The organism is Caballeronia sp. LZ043 (genome assembly GCF_031451075.1).
In the GTDB taxonomy this organism is placed as follows: Bacteria; Pseudomonadota; Gammaproteobacteria; order Burkholderiales; family Burkholderiaceae; genus Caballeronia.
The window spans coordinates 792370-809240 of the sequence record NZ_JARUXT010000003.1 but is presented as its reverse complement, the minus strand read 5'-3'; the positions used below and the strand labels follow the sequence as shown (position 1 = coordinate 809240).

General features: G+C 64.8%; 16 protein-coding genes. 9 read left to right on the top strand and 7 right to left on the bottom strand.

From position 1 onward, the window contains the following. Nucleotides 1-8 precede the first annotated feature (8 nt). Complete coding sequence (lolD, locus tag QCE64_RS23815) at nt 9-722, bottom strand: lipoprotein-releasing ABC transporter ATP-binding protein LolD (RefSeq protein WP_310006552.1); 714 nt, start codon at nt 720-722, stop codon at nt 9-11. Beyond that, nucleotides 715-1968: a lipoprotein-releasing ABC transporter permease subunit gene (locus QCE64_RS23810; RefSeq protein ID WP_309917108.1), complete on the bottom strand. Its 1254-nt coding sequence runs from the start codon at nt 1966-1968 to the stop codon at nt 715-717. The genes lolD and QCE64_RS23810 overlap by 8 nt, the downstream gene beginning before the upstream one ends. 261 nt (nt 1969-2229) lie before the next feature. Here QCE64_RS23810 and QCE64_RS23805 point away from each other — a divergent pair, with 261 nt between their 5' ends. From QCE64_RS23805 to QCE64_RS23785, 5 genes are all read left to right on the top strand, one after another. Continuing rightward, complete coding sequence (locus QCE64_RS23805; RefSeq protein WP_310006550.1) at nt 2230-3339, top strand: regulator; 1110 nt, start codon at nt 2230-2232, stop codon at nt 3337-3339. Between the two features lie 11 nt (nt 3340-3350). Next, nucleotides 3351-5057 (top strand): single-stranded-DNA-specific exonuclease RecJ, encoded by a 1707-nt coding sequence (gene recJ, locus QCE64_RS23800; protein ID WP_310006548.1) that lies wholly within the window; start codon nt 3351-3353, stop codon nt 5055-5057. Nucleotides 5058-5141: 84 nt separating this feature from the next. Beyond that, a protein-coding gene (prfB, locus tag QCE64_RS23795) for a peptide chain release factor 2 (protein WP_309917114.1) occupies nt 5142-6246 on the top strand; the annotation gives its coding sequence in 2 pieces (ribosomal slippage) (nt 5142-5213 and nt 5215-6246; 1104 coding nt in all). A gap of 80 nt (nt 6247-6326) precedes the next feature. Beyond that, nucleotides 6327-7853, top strand: a complete 1527-nt coding sequence (lysS, locus tag QCE64_RS23790) for a lysine--tRNA ligase (protein WP_309930375.1) — start codon at nt 6327-6329, stop codon at nt 7851-7853. Between the two features lie 279 nt (nt 7854-8132). Beyond that, nucleotides 8133-8888 (top strand): glycine zipper 2TM domain-containing protein, encoded by a 756-nt coding sequence (locus QCE64_RS23785; protein WP_310007346.1) that lies wholly within the window; start codon nt 8133-8135, stop codon nt 8886-8888. A 90-nt stretch (nt 8889-8978) separates the two neighbouring features. Here QCE64_RS23785 and pssA read toward each other — a convergent pair whose 3' ends face one another. From pssA to QCE64_RS23760, 5 genes are all read right to left on the bottom strand, one after another. Then, entirely contained in the window at nt 8979-9845 is an 867-nt protein-coding gene (pssA, locus tag QCE64_RS23780) for a CDP-diacylglycerol--serine O-phosphatidyltransferase (RefSeq protein ID WP_309808874.1), read from the bottom strand. Nucleotides 9846-9857: 12 nt separating this feature from the next. Beyond that, complete coding sequence (locus tag QCE64_RS23775; RefSeq protein ID WP_310006546.1) at nt 9858-10502, bottom strand: phosphatidylserine decarboxylase; 645 nt, start codon at nt 10500-10502, stop codon at nt 9858-9860. A gap of 106 nt (nt 10503-10608) precedes the next feature. Continuing rightward, a complete protein-coding gene (gene ilvC, locus QCE64_RS23770; RefSeq protein ID WP_309808880.1) occupies nt 10609-11625 on the bottom strand; it encodes a ketol-acid reductoisomerase in 1017 nt (338 codons plus the stop codon). Nucleotides 11626-11712: 87 nt separating this feature from the next. Further along, a complete protein-coding gene (gene ilvN, locus QCE64_RS23765) occupies nt 11713-12204 on the bottom strand; it encodes an acetolactate synthase small subunit (protein WP_008341906.1) in 492 nt (163 codons plus the stop codon). Between the two features lie 110 nt (nt 12205-12314). Continuing rightward, nucleotides 12315-14078 (bottom strand): acetolactate synthase 3 catalytic subunit, encoded by a 1764-nt coding sequence (locus tag QCE64_RS23760; protein WP_309917120.1) that lies wholly within the window; start codon nt 14076-14078, stop codon nt 12315-12317. A gap of 437 nt (nt 14079-14515) precedes the next feature. Here QCE64_RS23760 and QCE64_RS23755 point away from each other — a divergent pair, with 437 nt between their 5' ends. From QCE64_RS23755 to QCE64_RS23740, 4 genes are read left to right on the top strand one after another with little or no spacing between them, the layout of a single operon-like run. After that, nucleotides 14516-15079, top strand: coding sequence for an RNA polymerase sigma factor (locus QCE64_RS23755; protein ID WP_309901837.1), 564 nt, complete (start codon nt 14516-14518; stop codon nt 15077-15079). Continuing rightward, nucleotides 15076-15528 (top strand): DUF3619 family protein, encoded by a 453-nt coding sequence (locus QCE64_RS23750; protein ID WP_310006544.1) that lies wholly within the window; start codon nt 15076-15078, stop codon nt 15526-15528. The genes QCE64_RS23755 and QCE64_RS23750 overlap by 4 nt, the downstream gene beginning before the upstream one ends. Before the next feature lie 42 nt (nt 15529-15570). Next, the gene (locus QCE64_RS23745) at nt 15571-16329 is read left to right on the top strand and encodes a DUF3106 domain-containing protein (protein ID WP_310006541.1); all 759 of its coding nucleotides are present in this window, start codon (nt 15571-15573) and stop codon (nt 16327-16329) included. A gap of 7 nt (nt 16330-16336) precedes the next feature. Then, nucleotides 16337-16858, top strand: coding sequence for an RDD family protein (locus tag QCE64_RS23740; RefSeq protein ID WP_310006539.1), 522 nt, complete (start codon nt 16337-16339; stop codon nt 16856-16858). Nucleotides 16859-16871: the final 13 nt, after the last annotated feature.

Below are 16871 nucleotides of genomic sequence, written 5' to 3'. Positions count from 1 at the left end.
ACCCAGGATCAGACCGGCACCACCAGCTCTTCGTGCAGCACGCCGTCGCGCAGGCGCATGATGCGGTCGCAGCGCGCGGCCAGATCCGTGTCGTGCGTGACGATCACGAAGCTCGTCTCCAGCGTCTGCGACAACTCCAGCATCAGGTTGAACACGGTGTCCGCGGTGCCGCTGTCGAGGTTGCCGGTGGGTTCGTCGGCGAGCACGCAGGCGGGCCGCGTGACGAGCGCGCGGGCAATCGCCACGCGCTGCCGCTCGCCGCCCGACAGCTCGCCCGGCCGATGCTTCGCCCGATGCCCCACGCCCACCCGTTCCAGCATCTCCTGCGCCTGCTTGCGCGACGCTTCCTCGGTCATGCGGCGGATGCGCAGCGGCATCGCGACGTTGTCGAGCGCGGTGAATTCCGGCAACAGATGATGAAACTGATAGACGAAGCCGAGCGCGCGATTGCGCAGCTCGTTGCGCTCCTTCTCCTTCAGCTCGGTGAACGGCTTGCCGAGCAGCGACACCTTGCCGGCGCTCGGTTCGTCGAGGCCGCCGAGCACGTGCAGCAGCGTGCTCTTGCCCGAACCGGACGCACCGACGATCGCCAGCTTCTCGCCCTTCATCACCTGCAACTGGGCGTTGTTGAGCACGGGCACGTTGAAGCCGCCCTGCACGAAAGCCTTCGAAATGGCCGAGGCGTTCAGCACCACATTGTCGGCGGGAATCAGATCACTCATAGCGCAGCGCCTCCGCCGGACGAATCTTCGCGCCGCGCCAGCTCGGATAGAGCGTCGCGAGCGACGACAACAGGAACGCGATGACGCCGATCTTCGCGACATCGCCGGGCACGAGCTCGGACGGCAGCTCGCTGATGAAATACACCGAGGACGGCAGGAACTGCACGTTGAACAGATGCTCGATCATGGGCACCAGCCACGGAATGCTCCACGCGATCAGGCAGCCGAAGGTCACGCCGAGCGCCGTGCCGATGAAGCCAATCGTCACACCCTGCACGACGAAGATCTTCATGATCGAGCCCGGCTGCGCGCCGAGCGTGCGCAGGATGGCGATGTCGGCCTGCTTGTCGGTGACGGTCATCACCAGCGACGACACCAGGTTGAACGCCGCCACCGCGATGATCAGCGTAAGGATGATGAACATCATGCGCTTCTCGATCTGCACGGCCGAGAACCAGGTCTTGTTCTGCTGCGTCCAGTCGCGAATGTAGAGATCGCCGGACAGCGTCTTCGCCAGCTCGCGCGCCACCTGCGGCGCGCGCTGCATGTCCTTCAGACGCAGCCGCACGCCGGTGGGTGCGGGCAGGCGGAACAGCGCCTCCGCGTCCTTGATCTCGATCAGCGCCAGCGTGGAGTCGTACTCGTAGTGGCCGGACTCGAAGATGCCCACCACCGTGAACTGCTTGAGGCGCGGCATCATCCCGGCGGGCGTGATGGTGCCTTCGGGCGCGACCAGCGTGATCTTGTCGCCGGTCATCACGCCCAGGTTCATCGCGAGATCCTTGCCCAGCACGATGCCGAAGCCGCCCGGCACGAGATCCGTCAGCTTGCCCGCGCGCATCTCCTTGCCGATGTCCGAGACTTCCGGCTCCAGCGAAGGCTCCACGCCGCGCAGCGCGACGCCGCTGACCGCGCCCTGGCGCGTGAGCAGCGCCTGCGCTTCGACATAAGGCGCCGCGCCGATCACTTCCGGATTGCGGCGCGCTTCCTGCGCGGTGAGTTGCCAGTTGGGCATGGAACCGGTCGGCGAGAAGATCTCGACGTGCGCGAGCACGGACAGCATGCGGTCGCGCACTTCCTTCTGGAAGCCGTTCATCACGGAGAGCACGACGATCAGCGCGGCGACGCCGAGCGCGATGCCCGCCATCGAAACGAGCGCGATGAACGAGATGAAGCCGTTGCCTGTGGTGCGTTTGCTGGCGCGCGTGTAGCGCCAGCCGATCTGCCATTCGTACGGAAGTTTCAAGCGAGTCCTTTTTTGCTGCTGGTCAAGCGTTGCGGCGCCCCGATGACACCGTGTGAATACGCCCGGGCGGCCGTGGTGGATGCATGACGGCCAGCGCGTCTCCGGCCTGCAAGACGCCGATGCCGCCGCCCCCGCGCGTGAAATTTGCGAAAGTTTGCCATATATGAAGAAAGCCACGCACGAACCTGCGTTGCGGGCGAGTCCTGCGGGCGAGTCGAAATCACGCCGCGCGCGGCATCGGCAAAAGCGCTTTGCCCTACAATGCCGGGCATCATGCCCGCTCACGCACTCCCTGCACTTCATCTCCTGCTGCCCTTCGCGCTGCCCTCGGCCGCCGATGCCACCACCGCCCTGCATGGCCTGGAGGGCGCGGCGCTCGACAAACTGCTGGCCCGCGCCACGCTCGAAGAACGCGTGATCGGCGAAGACTTTCAGCGCACGCTGCCGCACGAACGCTGGGTTGCGCGACGCTTCGGCGCGGTCACGCCCGCCGACCAGCGCCATGCCGACGATGCCCCGCTCGCCCCCTTCATGCTGCTCGCCGACGGCGGCACGCCCGGCGATGCCTCGTGGGCCTGCATCGAACCGGTGCATGTGCGGATCGCCCACGATCATCTGGTGCTGATCGATCCGGATACGCTCGGCGTGCATACCGAGGAAGCCCGCGTGCTGCTCGAACTCGCGCGCCCGCTGATCGAGGATCAGGGCCTGACGTTGCAGGCGCCGACGCCCTTGCGCTGGTACGTGTCGGGCGCGGCGCTGGGCACGCTCGCCGGCGCGGCGCCGCTGCGCGCGACGGGCCGCAACATCGAAATCTGGCTGCCGCACGAAGCCCGCACCGGCGAGCGTTCGCGCGCCTGGATGAAGCTGCAGAACGAAGTCCAGATGGCATGGTTCGAACAGCCGCTGAATCTCGAACGCGAGTCGCGCGGCCTGCCTGCCATCAACTCGATCTGGCTGCACGCGCAAGGCGCGCTGCGTCCGGTGACGAGCCCGTTCGCGCGCGTGCTGTCGGAGGCCGCGGCCACGCGCGGACTGGCGCTGGCGGCGGGCATCGAGCCGTCGCGGCCGCCGGAGTCGTTCGCGGCGCTGCCGGCGGATACGTCCGGCAAGTCCGGCACGACGCTCGTCGAACTCGATCCTTTCTCGGCGCCCTTCATCGAACAGGACTGGGCGCGCTGGAATGCCGCACTCAGGACGCTCGAAGAGACGTGGTTCGCGCCGGCGCTGCAGGCGCTCACCGACGGCTCGCTCGGCCGCTTCGAACTGACGCTGTGCGGCGACACGGGTTCGGTCACGCTCGGCGTCACGCGCGGCGACCTGCGCAAATTCTGGCGCCGCCGGCCGGTCGCGGCGCTGCTCATCGAATAAGGCTTTTCCGAATGACGCGAATCGTTACCCGTGCCGCCTCCCCCGCCGATGCCGAAGCGCTCGCGCGCCACGGGCTGCATCCCGTCATCGCCCGGCTGTACGCGGCGCGCGGCGTGCGCACGCCCGACGAAGTGGAAACCGAGTTCAAGCGCCTGCATCCGCCCGCCGGCCTCAAGGGTTGCGACGACGCGGCCGTCGTGCTCGCCGACGCGCTCGAAGCGGGCAAGCGCATGCTGGTCGTCGCCGACTACGACTGCGACGGCGCCACCGCCTGCGCCGTGGCCGTGCGCGGCCTGCGCATGTTCGGCGCGAACGTCGACTATCTGGTGCCGAACCGCTTCGAGTATGGCTACGGGCTGACGCCGGAAATCGTCGACCTGGCGGCGCGCTCGGCGTCCGGCCTGCCCGAACTGCTGATCACGGTCGACAACGGCATTGCCAGCGTGGACGGCGTCGCGGCCGCGAACGCGCTCGGCATCGACGTGCTCGTGACCGATCATCACCTGCCCGGCGACGAACTTCCCGCCGCGCGCGCGATCGTCGATCCGAACCAGCCGGGCTGCGTGTTTCCGAGCAAGTGCCTGGCGGGCGTCGGCGTGATGTTCTACGTGCTGCTCGCGTTGCGCGCCGAACTGCGCCGCCGCGGTACGTATCAGAATCAGGATGTGCCCGAACCGCGCCTCGACGGCCTGCTCGATCTGGTCGCGCTCGGCACCGTCGCCGATGTCGTGAAGCTCGACTGCAACAATCGCATCCTGGTCGCGCAAGGCCTCAAGCGGATCCGCTCGGGGCGCATGCAGCCGGGCATCGCGGCGCTGTTCCGCGCCGCCGCCCGCGACGCGCGCACCGCCTCGGGCTTCGATCTCGGCTTCGCGCTCGGGCCGCGCCTGAATGCGGCGGGCCGGTTGTCGGACATGTCGCTCGGCATCGAATGCCTGACCACCGACGACATCGGCCGCGCCTGGGAACTCGCGCAGCAACTCGACGGCATGAACCGCGAACGCCGGGAAATCGAAGCCGGCATGCAGCAGCAGGCGCTGGCCGAACTGCAGACCCTCGATTGCGGCGAGCGCGCGACGCTCACGCTCTACGACGCGAGCTGGCATCAGGGCGTGATCGGGATCGTCGCGGGGCGGCTGAAGGAACGCTTTCACCGGCCGTCGTTCACGTTCGCCCACGCCGACGACAGCGGCGTGCTCTGCAAGGGCTCCGGCCGTTCGATCCCGGGGTTTCATCTGCGCGATGCCGTGGATCTCATCAGCAAGCGCGAGCCTGGCCTGATCCACAAGTTCGGCGGCCACGCGATGGCCGCGGGCCTCACGCTCGCCACCGCCGACATCCCGCGCTTCACCGCCGCGTTCGAAGCAGTCGGCCGTGAATGGCTGACCGCGGACGCGCTCGCGCGCACCGTCGAAACCGACGGCGAACTGGAGGACGCTTACTTCACGCCGCAGTTCGTCGAAATGCTCGACGCCGCCGTGTGGGGCCAGGGCTTTCCGGCGCCCACTTTCTCCGGCGAATTCGAAGTCGCCTCGCAGGCGCTCGTGAAGGACAAGCACCTGAAGCTCTCGCTGCTGCGCGGCCGCCAGCGTTTCAACGCGATCTGGTTCAACCACGTCGATCCGCTGCCGCCGCGCGCGACCGTCGCGTACCGGCTCGTCAGCGATTCGTGGAATGGCGTCGCGCGGGTGCAATTGATTGTCGAGCACGCGGGCTGAAAACGGCCTCCACGGCCGGTCCCGCACGGGAAAACGCGGTCGATCGGCTATAATTTGCTCTTTTTACGAAGCCGAAGATCGACAATGGAAGCGGAACGTCTCAACGCGATCGAAAGCCTTCTGGCCGACCTGCGCCGTCGCGCGGGCGAGCTACGGGGGTATCTTTGACTACGACGCCAAGTCCGCGCGTCTAGCCGAAGTCAACAAGGAACTCGAAGATCCGAACGTCTGGAACGACTCGAAGAACGCCCAGGCGCTCGGTCGTGAAAAGAAGCTGCTCGACGGCGTCGTCTCGACGCTCACCGCGCTCGACAGCGATCTGAGCGACGCCAACGAACTCTTCGAGATGGCGCGCGAGGAAGAGGACGAGGACACGCTGGTCGCGTCCGAAGCCGATGCCGACGCCCTGCGGGTGCGCGTCGAGGACATGGAATTCCGCCGGATGTTCTCCAACCCGGCCGACCCGAACAACTGCTTCATCGACATCCAGGCCGGCGCCGGCGGCACCGAGGCCTGCGACTGGGCGTCCATGCTGCTGCGCCAGTACCTGCGCTACTGCGAGCGCAAGGGCTTCAAGACCGAAGTGCTGGAAGAATCCGAAGGCGACGTCGCCGGCATCAAGAGCGCGACCATCAAGGTCGAGGGCGAGTACGCCTACGGCTATCTGCGCACGGAAACCGGCATTCACCGGCTGGTGCGCAAGTCGCCGTTCGATTCGTCGGGCGGACGGCATACGTCGTTCTCGTCGGTGTTCGTGTATCCGGAAATCGACGATTCCATCGAGATCGAGATCAATCCCGCCGACATCCGCACGGACACGTATCGCGCGTCGGGCGCGGGCGGCCAGCACATCAACAAGACCGACTCCGCCGTGCGTCTCACGCATGCGCCGACCGGCATCGTCGTGCAGTGCCAGAACGACCGCTCGCAGCACCGCAACCGCGCGGAAGCCATGCAGATGCTGAAGGCGCGTCTCTATGAGTTCGAGATGCGCAAGCGCCAGGCCGAACAGGACAAGCTCGAATCGAGCAAGACCGACGTGGGCTGGGGCCATCAGATCCGCTCCTACGTGCTCGACCAGAGCCGCGTGAAGGACCTGCGCACGAGCGTCGAAATGAGCAACACGCGCGCCGTGCTCGACGGCGACCTCGACGACTTCATCAGCGCGAGCCTGAAACAGGGCGTCTGACCTGCCCCAAGCGGCGCGGCTTTGCGGCCGCGCCGCGTTCGTTTCGCTGCGCCTTTGCCTCATATTCAAGCCACACCATCATGACCGAACCGACTCAACCGGGCGCCGCTCCCGAACTGGAAGAAAACCAGATCATGGCCGAGCGGCGCGAGAAACTGCGCGCGCTACGCGAGCAGGGCGTCGCCTATCCGAACGACTTCCGTCCGACGCACCAGGCCGCCGCGCTGCAAGCCGGCTATGCCGACACCGACAAGGACGCGCTCGAGGCGAATCCCCTGCCCGTCGCGCTGGCCGGACGGATGATGCTCAAGCGTGTGATGGGCAAGGCGAGCTTCGCCACGGTTCAGGACGGCAGCGGCCAGATCCAGTTCTTCATCACGCCCGCCGATGTCGGCGCCGAAACCTACGACGCCTTCAAGAAGTGGGACCTGGGCGACATCATCGCCGCCAAGGGCGTGCTGTTCCGCACCAACAAGGGCGAATTGTCGGTGCGCTGCACGGAGTTGCGCTTGCTGTCGAAGGCGCTGCGTCCGCTGCCCGACAAGTTCCATGGCCTCGCCGACCAGGAAACGCGCTATCGCCAGCGTTATGTGGATCTGATCGTCACGCCGGAATCGCGCCAGACCTTCATGGCGCGCACCAAGGCCGTCACGTCGATCCGCAATTTCATGGCGCAGGCCAACTTCATGGAAGTGGAAACGCCGATGCTGCACCCGATTCCGGGCGGCGCGGCGGCCAAGCCCTTCGTCACGCATCACAATGCGCTCGACATGCAAATGTTCCTGCGCATCGCGCCGGAGCTGTATCTGAAGCGGCTGATCGTCGGCGGCTTCGAGCGCGTGTTCGAGATCAACCGTAACTTCCGGAACGAAGGCGTGTCGCCGCGTCACAACCCGGAATTCACGATGATGGAGTTTTACGCGGCCTTCACGGATTACCGCTGGCTGATGGACTTTACCGAACAGCTGATCCGCCAGGCAGCCATCGATGCGCTCGGCACCGCGACCATCACGTATCAAGGGCGCGAACTGGATCTGGCGAAGCCGTTCCATCGGCTGACGATCAATCAGGCCATCCAGAAGTACGCGCCGCAGTACACCGACGCGCAACTGACGGACGGCGCGTTCCTGCGCACGGAACTGAAGAAGTTCGGCGTCGATACTTCGCAGCCGGCCTTTTTGAATGCCGGAGTCGGTTCGCTGCAACTGGCGCTGTTCGAAGAGACGGCGGAATCGCAGTTGTGGGAGCCGACCTATATCGTCGATTACCCGATCGAAGTGTCGCCGCTCGCGCGCGCGTCGGATTCGGTTGCGGGCATCACCGAGCGTTTCGAGCTGTTCATCACGGGCCGTGAAATCGCCAATGGCTTCTCGGAGCTGAACGATCCGGAAGACCAGGCCGCGCGCTTCCAGAAGCAGGTCGACCAGAAGGACGCCGGCGACGAGGAAGCCATGTATTTCGACGCCGACTACATCCGCGCGCTCGAATACGGCATGCCGCCGACAGGCGGCTGCGGCATCGGCATCGACCGTCTGGTGATGCTGCTCACCGACAGCCCCAGCATTCGCGACGTCATCCTGTTCCCGCATCTGCGTCGCGAAGACTGATTCTTCTTGCTTTTTGCGGCCCCGAAGCGCGCCCCGTCCGGGCGCGCTTTTTTTCGTCTGAACGCTTTTCTGTTACTGCGGGTAAAAGTTTCAAGCCATCCCTGGCAGCCGTCCCTTTGCTGGAGGCCTTTCAGGCTGGCATCCGTTGTGCTTTTCTTCTTGCCGTGCGATTCCGCGAAATTGTTACAACCCGAAAAAGCGAAGAATCCGGGTTTGCCCGACAATGACCGTGACAGTCGGCCCTGCCGCAACACATTGCCTCGAGAGGAGGTTCAAAAAATGGATAACGGGACCAATAAATTCAGCACCTCGCCCGCTTCGAGCGGCGCGCGCCCGCCACAGCGGCGTCTGCATCCGCTCATCGCGACAGCGGCGGGCGCAGTGATCGTCGCCAGCCTCGTGGCCACGGCGGCCATGACCGGACTCTTCCCGAAGGCAACCAGCAACTCGGCGCAGAATCCGCAGACGCAATCGGCTGCGGTCGCTCAGCAGCCTGTGGTCGACTCGGCAGCGCCCAGCCCGACGCAGCAATCGGCCGCGGCACAGCAGCAGGCTGCCGAGCAACAAGTCGCGCAGCAACAAGCTGCTCAGCAAGCCACTCAGCAAGCAGCGCAACAGCGAGCCGCTCAACAAGCCGCCCAGCAACAGCCGCAGCCCGCTCAACCGTCCTACGCACAGCAACCGCCGCAACACCCGGCCTATTGCTCGACGTGTGGCACCGTCGAAGCCATCTCCGCCGTCAAGCGCGAAGGCCATGGCACGGGGATTGGCGCGGTCGGCGGCGCTGTGGCGGGCGGTGTCGTCGGCAACCAGTTCGGGCGCGGCGGCGGCCGCACTGCGATGACCCTGCTCGGCGCGCTCGGCGGCGGTCTGGCCGGCAACTCGGTCGAGAAGCACGTTCGCAGCGAAACCGATTATTCGGTCCGCGTGCGCATGGAGAACGGCCACACGCGCTATTTCACCTATAAGAACGCGCCGCCGTTTGGCCAGGGTCAGCGCGTGCGAGTCGAGAACGGCACGCTGGTCGCGGGTTGACCGCAGTGAATTGACCGAGCCAGCACCGGAAATGCAAAAAGGCGGCACACCTCACGGTTGCCGCCTTTTCGCATGAAGACGCAGAAGGTTCTAATGATCCCGCTGCGAACTGCGCGCCGGATTCTGCCGCCCGCGCATCGCGAGATAGCCCCACCAGATATAGCCCGAAAAGCCATACAGCACGAACAGGCAGAACAGCATCACCGGCGGATCCGACGACACCAGCACGAACGCCACCACCACCAGCAGCACGCCTGCAAACGGCACGCGATAGCGCACGTCGAGCGCCTTGCCGCTGTAGAACGGCGCATTCGACACCATCGTGACGCCTGCATAGATGGTGAGCGCGAACGCCACCCACGGCAGCCACACGAGTTTGAGCGGCACGCGGTTATCGGTGGCGAGCCACACGAAGCCGGCGATCAGCGCCGCCGCCGCCGGCGAAGGCAAGCCCTGGAAGTAGCGCTTGTCGACCACGCCGACATTCGTATTGAAGCGCGCGAGCCGCAGCGCCGCGCCCGAGCAATACACGAATGCCGCAAGCCAGCCCCAGCGGCCGAGATCCTTCAGCACCCACTCGTACATCACGAGCGCCGGCGCGACGCCGAACGACACCATGTCGGAAAGACTGTCGAACTGCTCGCCGAACGCACTCTGCGTGTGCGTCATGCGGGCGACGCGGCCGTCCATGCCGTCGAGCACCATCGCGACGAAAATGGCGATGGCCGCAATCTCGAAGCGCACGTTCATCGCCTGCACGACGGCGAAGAAGCCGCAGAACAGCGCGGCCGTGGTGAACGCGTTCGGCAGCAGATAAATGCCGCGCTTCTTGAGGAACTGCTGCCGCTTGGCGCGGCGCGTCTCGACGACGCCCACGTCCTGCACGGCCTTGTTGCGGCGGAACGCGCGCGGCGAAGCGCCGTTCACGCGGTTACGGCGCGGTTTGAATGCCGCCATGGAACCTCCGCGTTATTCCGCGAACTCGGCGAGGATCGTCGACGAGGCCGAAACCTTCTCGCCGATCGACACGCGCGGACGGCTTCCCACCGGCAGATAGACATCGACCCGCGAGCCGAAGCGGATGAAACCGTAGCGCTGACCGCGCGTGAGCGGTTCGCCGACATGCACGTAGCACAGGATGCGTCGCGCGATCAGACCGGCGATCTGCACCGACGTCACCGTATGACCGCCAGCCGTCTGCAGCACGACAGCATTGCGCTCGTTCTCGGTGGAAGCCTTGTCGACGGCCGCGTTCAGATATGCGCCCGGGAAGTACTGCACCTTGGTGATGGCGCCGTCCACCGGCGAGCGTTGCGAATGCACGTTGAACACGTTCATGAACACGCTGATCTTGAGCGCCTCGCGGCCAGCATACGGATCATGCGTGGTTTCCACGGCGACGATGCGGCCGTCGGCCGGACACAGCACGGCGTTGGCCTGCGAGGGAATGGGACGCGCCGGATCGCGGAAGAACTGGACGACGAAAATCACGATCAGCCAGAAGATCCAGGCGAAGCCCAAGCCGCCCATCGCCTGCACGAGGATGGCGACGACAGCCGCAATGGCGATGAACGGCCAGCCTTCGCGGGCGATGATCGGATGAGGATAGTTCATGAACGGGTTCTGTATTTTTGAAAACCGTAGGATAACAAAAGCCGCCCGGCGCCAAGGGCGTCCGGACGGCTTTTGAGGCAGCAAGAAGCGTGACTGGCGAAAGACCTTAGTTCTTCGACTGGTCAACCAGCTTGTTCTTGGCGATCCACGGCATCATCGCGCGCAGCTTTGCACCAACCTGTTCGATCTGGTGCTCGGCCGTGATGCGGCGGCGCGATTGCAGCGTCGGCGCGCCGGCGCGGTTCTCGATGATGAAGCTCTTCGCGTACTCGCCGGTCTGGATGTCCTTCAGGACTTCCTTCATCACCTTCTTCGTGTCTTCGGTGATGATGCGCGGACCCGTCACGTACTCGCCATATTCGGCGTTGTTCGAGATCGAGTAGTTCATGTTCGCGATGCCGCCTTCGTAGATCAGGTCGACGATCAGCTTCAGCTCGTGCAGGCACTCGAAGTACGCCATTTCCGGCGCGTAGCCCGCTTCCACCAGCGTTTCGAAACCGGCCTTGATCAGGTCGACCGTGCCGCCGCACAGCACCGCCTGCTCGCCGAACAGGTCGGTTTCGGTTTCTTCACGGAAGTTCGTTTCGATGATGCCGGCACGGCCGCCGCCGTTGGCCGCCGCGTACGACAGCGCGACATCGCGTGCCGAACCCGACTTGTCCTGCGCCACGGCGATCAGGTGCGGCACGCCGCCGCCTTGCTGGTACGTGCCGCGCACGGTGTGGCCCGGGGCCTTCGGCGCGATCATGATGACGTCGAGGTCCGCGCGCGGGATCACCTGGCCGTAATGCACGTTGAAGCCGTGCGCGAAGGCCAGCGCCGCGCCTTCCTTGGCGTTGGCGTGCACTTCGTTCTTGTACACCTCGGCGATCTGCTCGTCGGGCAGGAGCATCATGACGACGTCCGCGCCCTTCACGGCTTCGCCCACTTCCTTCACCTTGAGGCCGGCGTTCTCGGCCTTGCTCCACGATGCGCCGCCCTTGCGCAGGCCGACCGTCACGTTCACGCCGCTTTCCTTCAGGTTCAGCGCGTGTGCATGGCCTTGCGAGCCATAACCGATGATGGTGACTTGCTTGCCCTTGATGAGGGAGAGGTCGGCGTCCTTGTCGTAGAAAACTTTCATGGTGGTTCCTTGAGTCCTGATGATGCGTTGAAATAGGTTGCGCTACGTGTGCTGCTGAAGAGATGAGCCGCGCCGTTATACCCGCCGTTACACCTTGAGGATGCGCTCGCCCCGGCCGATGCCCGAGCTGCCCGTGCGAACCGTTTCGAGGATCGCCGTGGCGTCGAGCGCCTGGATGAACGCGTCGAGCTTGTCGGACGCGCCGGTCAGTTCCATCGTGTAGGTCTTTTCGGTCACGTCGATGATGCGGCCGCGGAAAATGTCCGCCATGCGCTTCATCTCTTCGCGTTCCTTGCCGACCGCCCTGACCTTGATGAGCATCAGCTCGCGCTCGATGTGGGCGCCCTCTGTCAGGTCGACCACTTTCACCACCTCGATCAGGCGGTTCAGGTGCTTCGTGATTTGTTCGATCACGTCGTCCGAGCCAATCGAGACGATGGTCAGCCGCGACAGCGAGCTGTCTTCGGTCGGCGCCACCGTCAGCGTTTCGATGTTATAGCCGCGTGCCGAAAACAGTCCCACGACGCGCGATAACGCGCCCGGTTCGTTTTCCAGCAGAACGGAGATGATGTGTTTCATGTTCGTGTTTCCCGATGTGTTTCCAGAATGGCGCCTGCCCGAAAAACCCGCGCGCGGCGCATGTCCTTTGTGAAGACAGGCGCGCACGAGCCTCGCGAGGCAAACCCGCGTTAAAGATCCTCAGACCCGAGCAGCATTTCCGTGATGCCTTTGCCGGCTTGCACCATCGGAAATACGTTTTCGGTGGGATCGGTCTGGAAGTCGAGAAATACGGTGCGATCCTTGAGACGCAGCGCTTCCTTCAGCGCCGGCTCGACGTCCGCCGTCTTTTCGACACGGATGCCGACGTGGCCGAACGCTTCGGCCAGCTTCACGAAGTCAGGCAGCGCGTCCATGTACGAACTGGAGTAGCGCTTCTTGTATTCGATCTGCTGCCACTGGCGCACCATGCCGAGATAGCGGTTGTTCAGCGAGATGATCTTGACGGGCGTGTTGTACTGCTTGCACGTCGAAAGCTCCTGGATGCACATCTGGATGGAGCCTTCGCCGGTGATGCAGACCACTTCGTCGTCCGGATAGGCCATCTTCACGCCCATCGCCGCCGGCAGGCCGAAGCCCATGGTGCCCAGGCCGCCCGAGTTGATCCAGCGGCGCGGCTTGTTGAACGGGTAGAACTGCGCGGCCCACATCTGATGCTGGCCGACGTCCGAGCACACGAAGGCATTGCCGTCGGTGAGTTCCCAGAGCTTCTCGACCACGTACTGCGGCTTGATGATGTCGCTCTTGCGGTCGTAGGCGAGGCAGTCCTTCGCGCGCCAGCCTTCAATCTCGTCCCACCACGTCTTGAGCGCCGCCGTGTCCGGGCCGTGCTCGGCGTGCTGCAGCTGCTCGATGAGATCCTTCAGCACTTCCTTCACGTCGCCGACGATGGGAATGTCCACCTTCACGCGCTTGGAAATGGATGACGGATCGACGTCGATATGGATGATCTTGCGCGGCGAGGACGCGAAATGCTTCGGGTCGCCGATCACGCGGTCGTCGAAACGCGCGCCGATGGCGATCAGCACGTCGCAGTTCTGCATCGCCATGTTGGCTTCGTACGTGCCGTGCATGCCGAGCATGCCGAGGAACTTCTTGTCCGACGCACGATAGCCGCCGAGGCCCATCAGCGTGTTGGTGACGGGATAGCCGAGCAGGTCGGCGAACTGGTTCAGTTCGCGCGACGCGTCGGCCAGGATGATGCCGCCGCCGGTGTAGATGTACGGGCGCTTCGCCGACAGCAGCAATTGCACTGCCTTGCGAATCTGGCCCGAATGGCCCTTGGTGACCGGATTGTACGAACGCAGCGAGACGCTCTTGACCGGCTCGTACTTGCACGGCGCCTTCGACACGTCCTTCGGAATGTCGATCAGCACCGGGCCGGGACGGCCGGTACGGGCGATGTAGAACGCTTTCTTGACGGTTTCGGCCAGGTCGCGCACGTCCTTCACGAGGAAGTTGTGCTTCACGCACGGACGCGTGATGCCGACGGTGTCGCATTCCTGGAAAGCGTCGAGGCCGATGGCCGCGGTGGGCACCTGGCCGCTGATGACGACGAGCGGAATGGAATCCATGTAGGCCGTGGCGATGCCGGTGACGGCATTGGTGACGCCCGGGCCGGAGGTCACGAGGCACACGCCGACTTTGCCGGTGGAACGCGAATACGCGTCGGCGGCATGGACGGCGGCCTGCTCGTGGCGCACGAGGATGTGCTGGATCTGGTCCTGCTTGTACAGCTCGTCGTAGATGTAGAGTACCGAGCCGCCGGGATAGCCCCAGATGAATTCGACGTTTTCATCGGCCAGGGCGCGCATGAGCACGGTGCCGCCGATGGAGTCAGCTTCTGTGGAGGGGGTCGTATCCGACGTGGAGAATTCCGCGCTGGGCATGTTCATTCATCACCTTTCGAATTTTCGGCAAAAAATTGATCGGGTGCTCTCTACCGGGCTTGTGGCTCGGGTTCAAGCGGCGCGTCTAGGTTTGACAGGCGTGCTTCTTGGGCTCGCCTCAAAGCAGACATTTCACTGGATGATGCGAGTCAGAAAATGTAACAGCGGCGCAACGGGCGGGTCAAGTAAAAAGTTTCCGCTTCGGCCGCGCGCTTGCGAAAATCTTTCAAGCCGCTGCATGCAGCGGTCATCGCACACGATTGTTCCGGCCGCACGCGCAAACCACCGGTCGAGCGTCAGGAACCGCAACAAAACATCCCCAAAGCTCCGGATTCCACGAAAATTTGCTAGCATTCGCAGGTTTTCCCAGAACTCCACGATCCCTCACCGACGCAACCCGGACGCAACTGCAGACGCAGATTCGTTGCCCCGGGTCCCAACGGATGGCCTCAGACAAGGAACTCGCCGACTTCCTGGCGGGCGTCGAAAGACGCGCGTTCAAGCAGACCGTGTACACCGTTCGCGATGACGACGCGGCGCTGGACGTCGTCCAGGAGGCGATGATCAAGCTGGCCGAAAAGTACGGCGACCGGCCACCCTCCGAGCTTCCGCTTTTATTCCAGCGTATTCTCCAGAATGCGACGCACGATCATTTTCGTCGCCAGAAGGTGCGCAACACCTGGATCAGCCTGTTTTCGTCCTTCGGCAACGCCGACGACGACGAATTCGACCCGCTCGAAACCTTCGAATCCGGAGACGGCGCGGTCGGCAGCGAAAGCAGCGAGAACCAGCTGGAGCGCGAGCAGGTCCTCAATCTGATCGACGCCGAGATCCAGAAACTGCCCGCGCGTCAACGAGAAGCTTTTCTCATGCGTTACTGGGAGGATATGGATGTCGCCGAGACGGCCGCCGCGATGGGTTGCTCCGAGGGCAGCGTGAAGACACATTGCTCCCGCGCTACGCACGCTCTCGCTCAAGCCCTGAAAGCCAAAGGGATCACGCTATGAGTTCCGCACTTGAAACGAAGGAAAACGAGTTTGCGCTGAAGATCGCCCGCGCACTCGATGAAAACACCGCCGGTCTTCCCACTGCCACCGTCGACCGGCTGCGGGACGCCCGCCGCGCGGCGATCGCCCGCAAGAAGCCCGAGAAAGTGGCCGTGGCCATCAGCGCGCCCGCGTTCACGCCGGCCTTGGCCGGCGCGGGCGCCACGCTGACCAGCGGCGGCTCCGGCGAGGAACGCCGCACGCGCGGCCTGTTCGCGCGGCTGGGCGGCCTGGGTCTTGCGTGGCCGCTGGCGGCCCTGATCATCGGCATTGCCGGCATCGCGTACTGGGAAGACCAGCAGCGGCGCGCGGAACTGGCCGAGATCGACGCCGCCATGATGAGCGACAGCCTGCCCATCGACGCCTATCTGGACCACGGCTTCAACGCATACCTGACGCGCAATCACTAAGCACTGAACCAGCAGCACTGAACCAAGCGGGGGAATTTTCGGGTGAGTTACAAGCGCGGTCTCGCGATTGTCTTTGGTTGCGCGATTGCGGGACTGGTCGCGTTCGCCGCAACCTATCCGCGCTTCTACTCCGCTACTCCCGCCGCGCCCTCCGCCGCCGCCGCGCCGGTAGGCGGTTCGGCCACGTCGCCGGACGGCAGCGCCGCGGCGCCCGCCTCCACCAGCCCGCTTTCCTGGAATCATCTCACCGACGCGCAACGCGTCGCGCTCGCGCCGTTCGCCACGCAGTGGGACTCCTTCTCCGACGAACGCAAGCAGAAGTGGCTCAAGATCGCCTCGCGGTTTCATCGCATGTCGCCGGAGGCGCAGAAGCATCTGCATCAGCGCATGGAAGAATGGGTGCGCCTCACGCCCGACCAGCGCAAGGTCGCACGCGAAAACTACCAGGTGTCGAAATCGGTGCCGCTGGAGAAGCGCGAGAAGGCCTGGGACGCCTACCAGAAGTTGTCCGAGGAGCAGAAGAAGAAGCTGGCGGCGAGCGAGCGCACGCGCCGCGGCAATGTCGTTTCCGCGCCGCCCACCGGCAAGACCGAAGTGAAGGACATCAACCGGATCGTCACCGCGCGCGAACAGGGTCACGCCGGCGCTCATCCGGAAGGCGGTCCGGCGGCGTCAGGCACCGCGGCGGCCGCGTCTGGCGCACCCGCCCAGCCGGCCATTCCGAATGCCGCGAGCATCGCGCCGGCCACGCCCATTCCCGTGTCGCCGCAACAGGCGCCTTCGATGTACAACGGCTCGTGAGCGGCTCGTGAGCGCCCCGCCCGTAAACCCCGCCGCCGACCCGCTGCGCGCGCCCACGCTGCGCCGGCGGCTCGCCACGATGCTCTACGAGAGCGTCATCCTGTTCGGCGTGGTGTTCATCGCCGGTTATCTGTTCAGCACGCTCACGCAGCAACGCAACGGCCTCACGCATCACAACTGGCTGATGGCGTGGATCGGCATCGTGCTCGCCGCGTATTTCGTGTACTTCTGGACCCACGGCGGCCAGACCCTGCCGATGAAAACCTGGCGCCTCAAGCTCGTCGATACGCGCGGTCAGCCCCTTCGGCCCGGCCGTGCCTTCGCGCGCTACGTGCTCGCTTGGCTCTGGTTCCTGCCGCCGCTCGCGCTGCATCCGCTCTTCTCCCTCGCCGTGCCCCAGACGCTCGCGGTCTTCGCCGCGTGGATCGTCCTGTGGGCCGCCGCCGTGCGCCTCGATCCGGCGCGGCAGTTCCTGCATGACCGGCTCGCCGGCACGCGCATCGTCACAGCCCAGGCTGTTGTCAAGTAATAAGAACTTCTCG

Excerpts from the sequence above, each read along its gene's own strand:
- QCE64_RS23805 (WP_310006550.1), top strand. The coding sequence starts at position 2,230 with ATGCCGGGCATCATGCCCGCTCACGCACTCCCTGCACTTCATCTCCTG.
- QCE64_RS23775 (WP_310006546.1), bottom strand. The coding sequence starts at position 10,502 with ATGAACTATCCTCATCCGATCATCGCCCGCGAAGGCTGGCCGTTCATC.
- QCE64_RS23755 (WP_309901837.1), top strand. The coding sequence starts at position 14,516 with ATGGCCTCAGACAAGGAACTCGCCGACTTCCTGGCGGGCGTCGAAAGA.
- QCE64_RS23785 (WP_310007346.1), top strand. The coding sequence starts at position 8,133 with ATGGATAACGGGACCAATAAATTCAGCACCTCGCCCGCTTCGAGCGGC.
- QCE64_RS23750 (WP_310006544.1), top strand. The coding sequence starts at position 15,076 with ATGAGTTCCGCACTTGAAACGAAGGAAAACGAGTTTGCGCTGAAGATC.
- ilvN (WP_008341906.1), bottom strand. The coding sequence starts at position 12,204 with ATGAAACACATCATCTCCGTTCTGCTGGAAAACGAACCGGGCGCGTTA.
- pssA (WP_309808874.1), bottom strand. The coding sequence starts at position 9,845 with ATGGCGGCATTCAAACCGCGCCGTAACCGCGTGAACGGCGCTTCGCCG.
- ilvC (WP_309808880.1), bottom strand. The coding sequence starts at position 11,625 with ATGAAAGTTTTCTACGACAAGGACGCCGACCTCTCCCTCATCAAGGGC.
- lysS (WP_309930375.1), top strand. The coding sequence starts at position 6,327 with ATGACCGAACCGACTCAACCGGGCGCCGCTCCCGAACTGGAAGAAAAC.
- lolD (WP_310006552.1), bottom strand. The coding sequence starts at position 722 with ATGAGTGATCTGATTCCCGCCGACAATGTGGTGCTGAACGCCTCGGCC.
- recJ (WP_310006548.1), top strand. The coding sequence starts at position 3,351 with ATGACGCGAATCGTTACCCGTGCCGCCTCCCCCGCCGATGCCGAAGCG.
- QCE64_RS23760 (WP_309917120.1), bottom strand. The coding sequence starts at position 14,078 with ATGAACATGCCCAGCGCGGAATTCTCCACGTCGGATACGACCCCCTCC.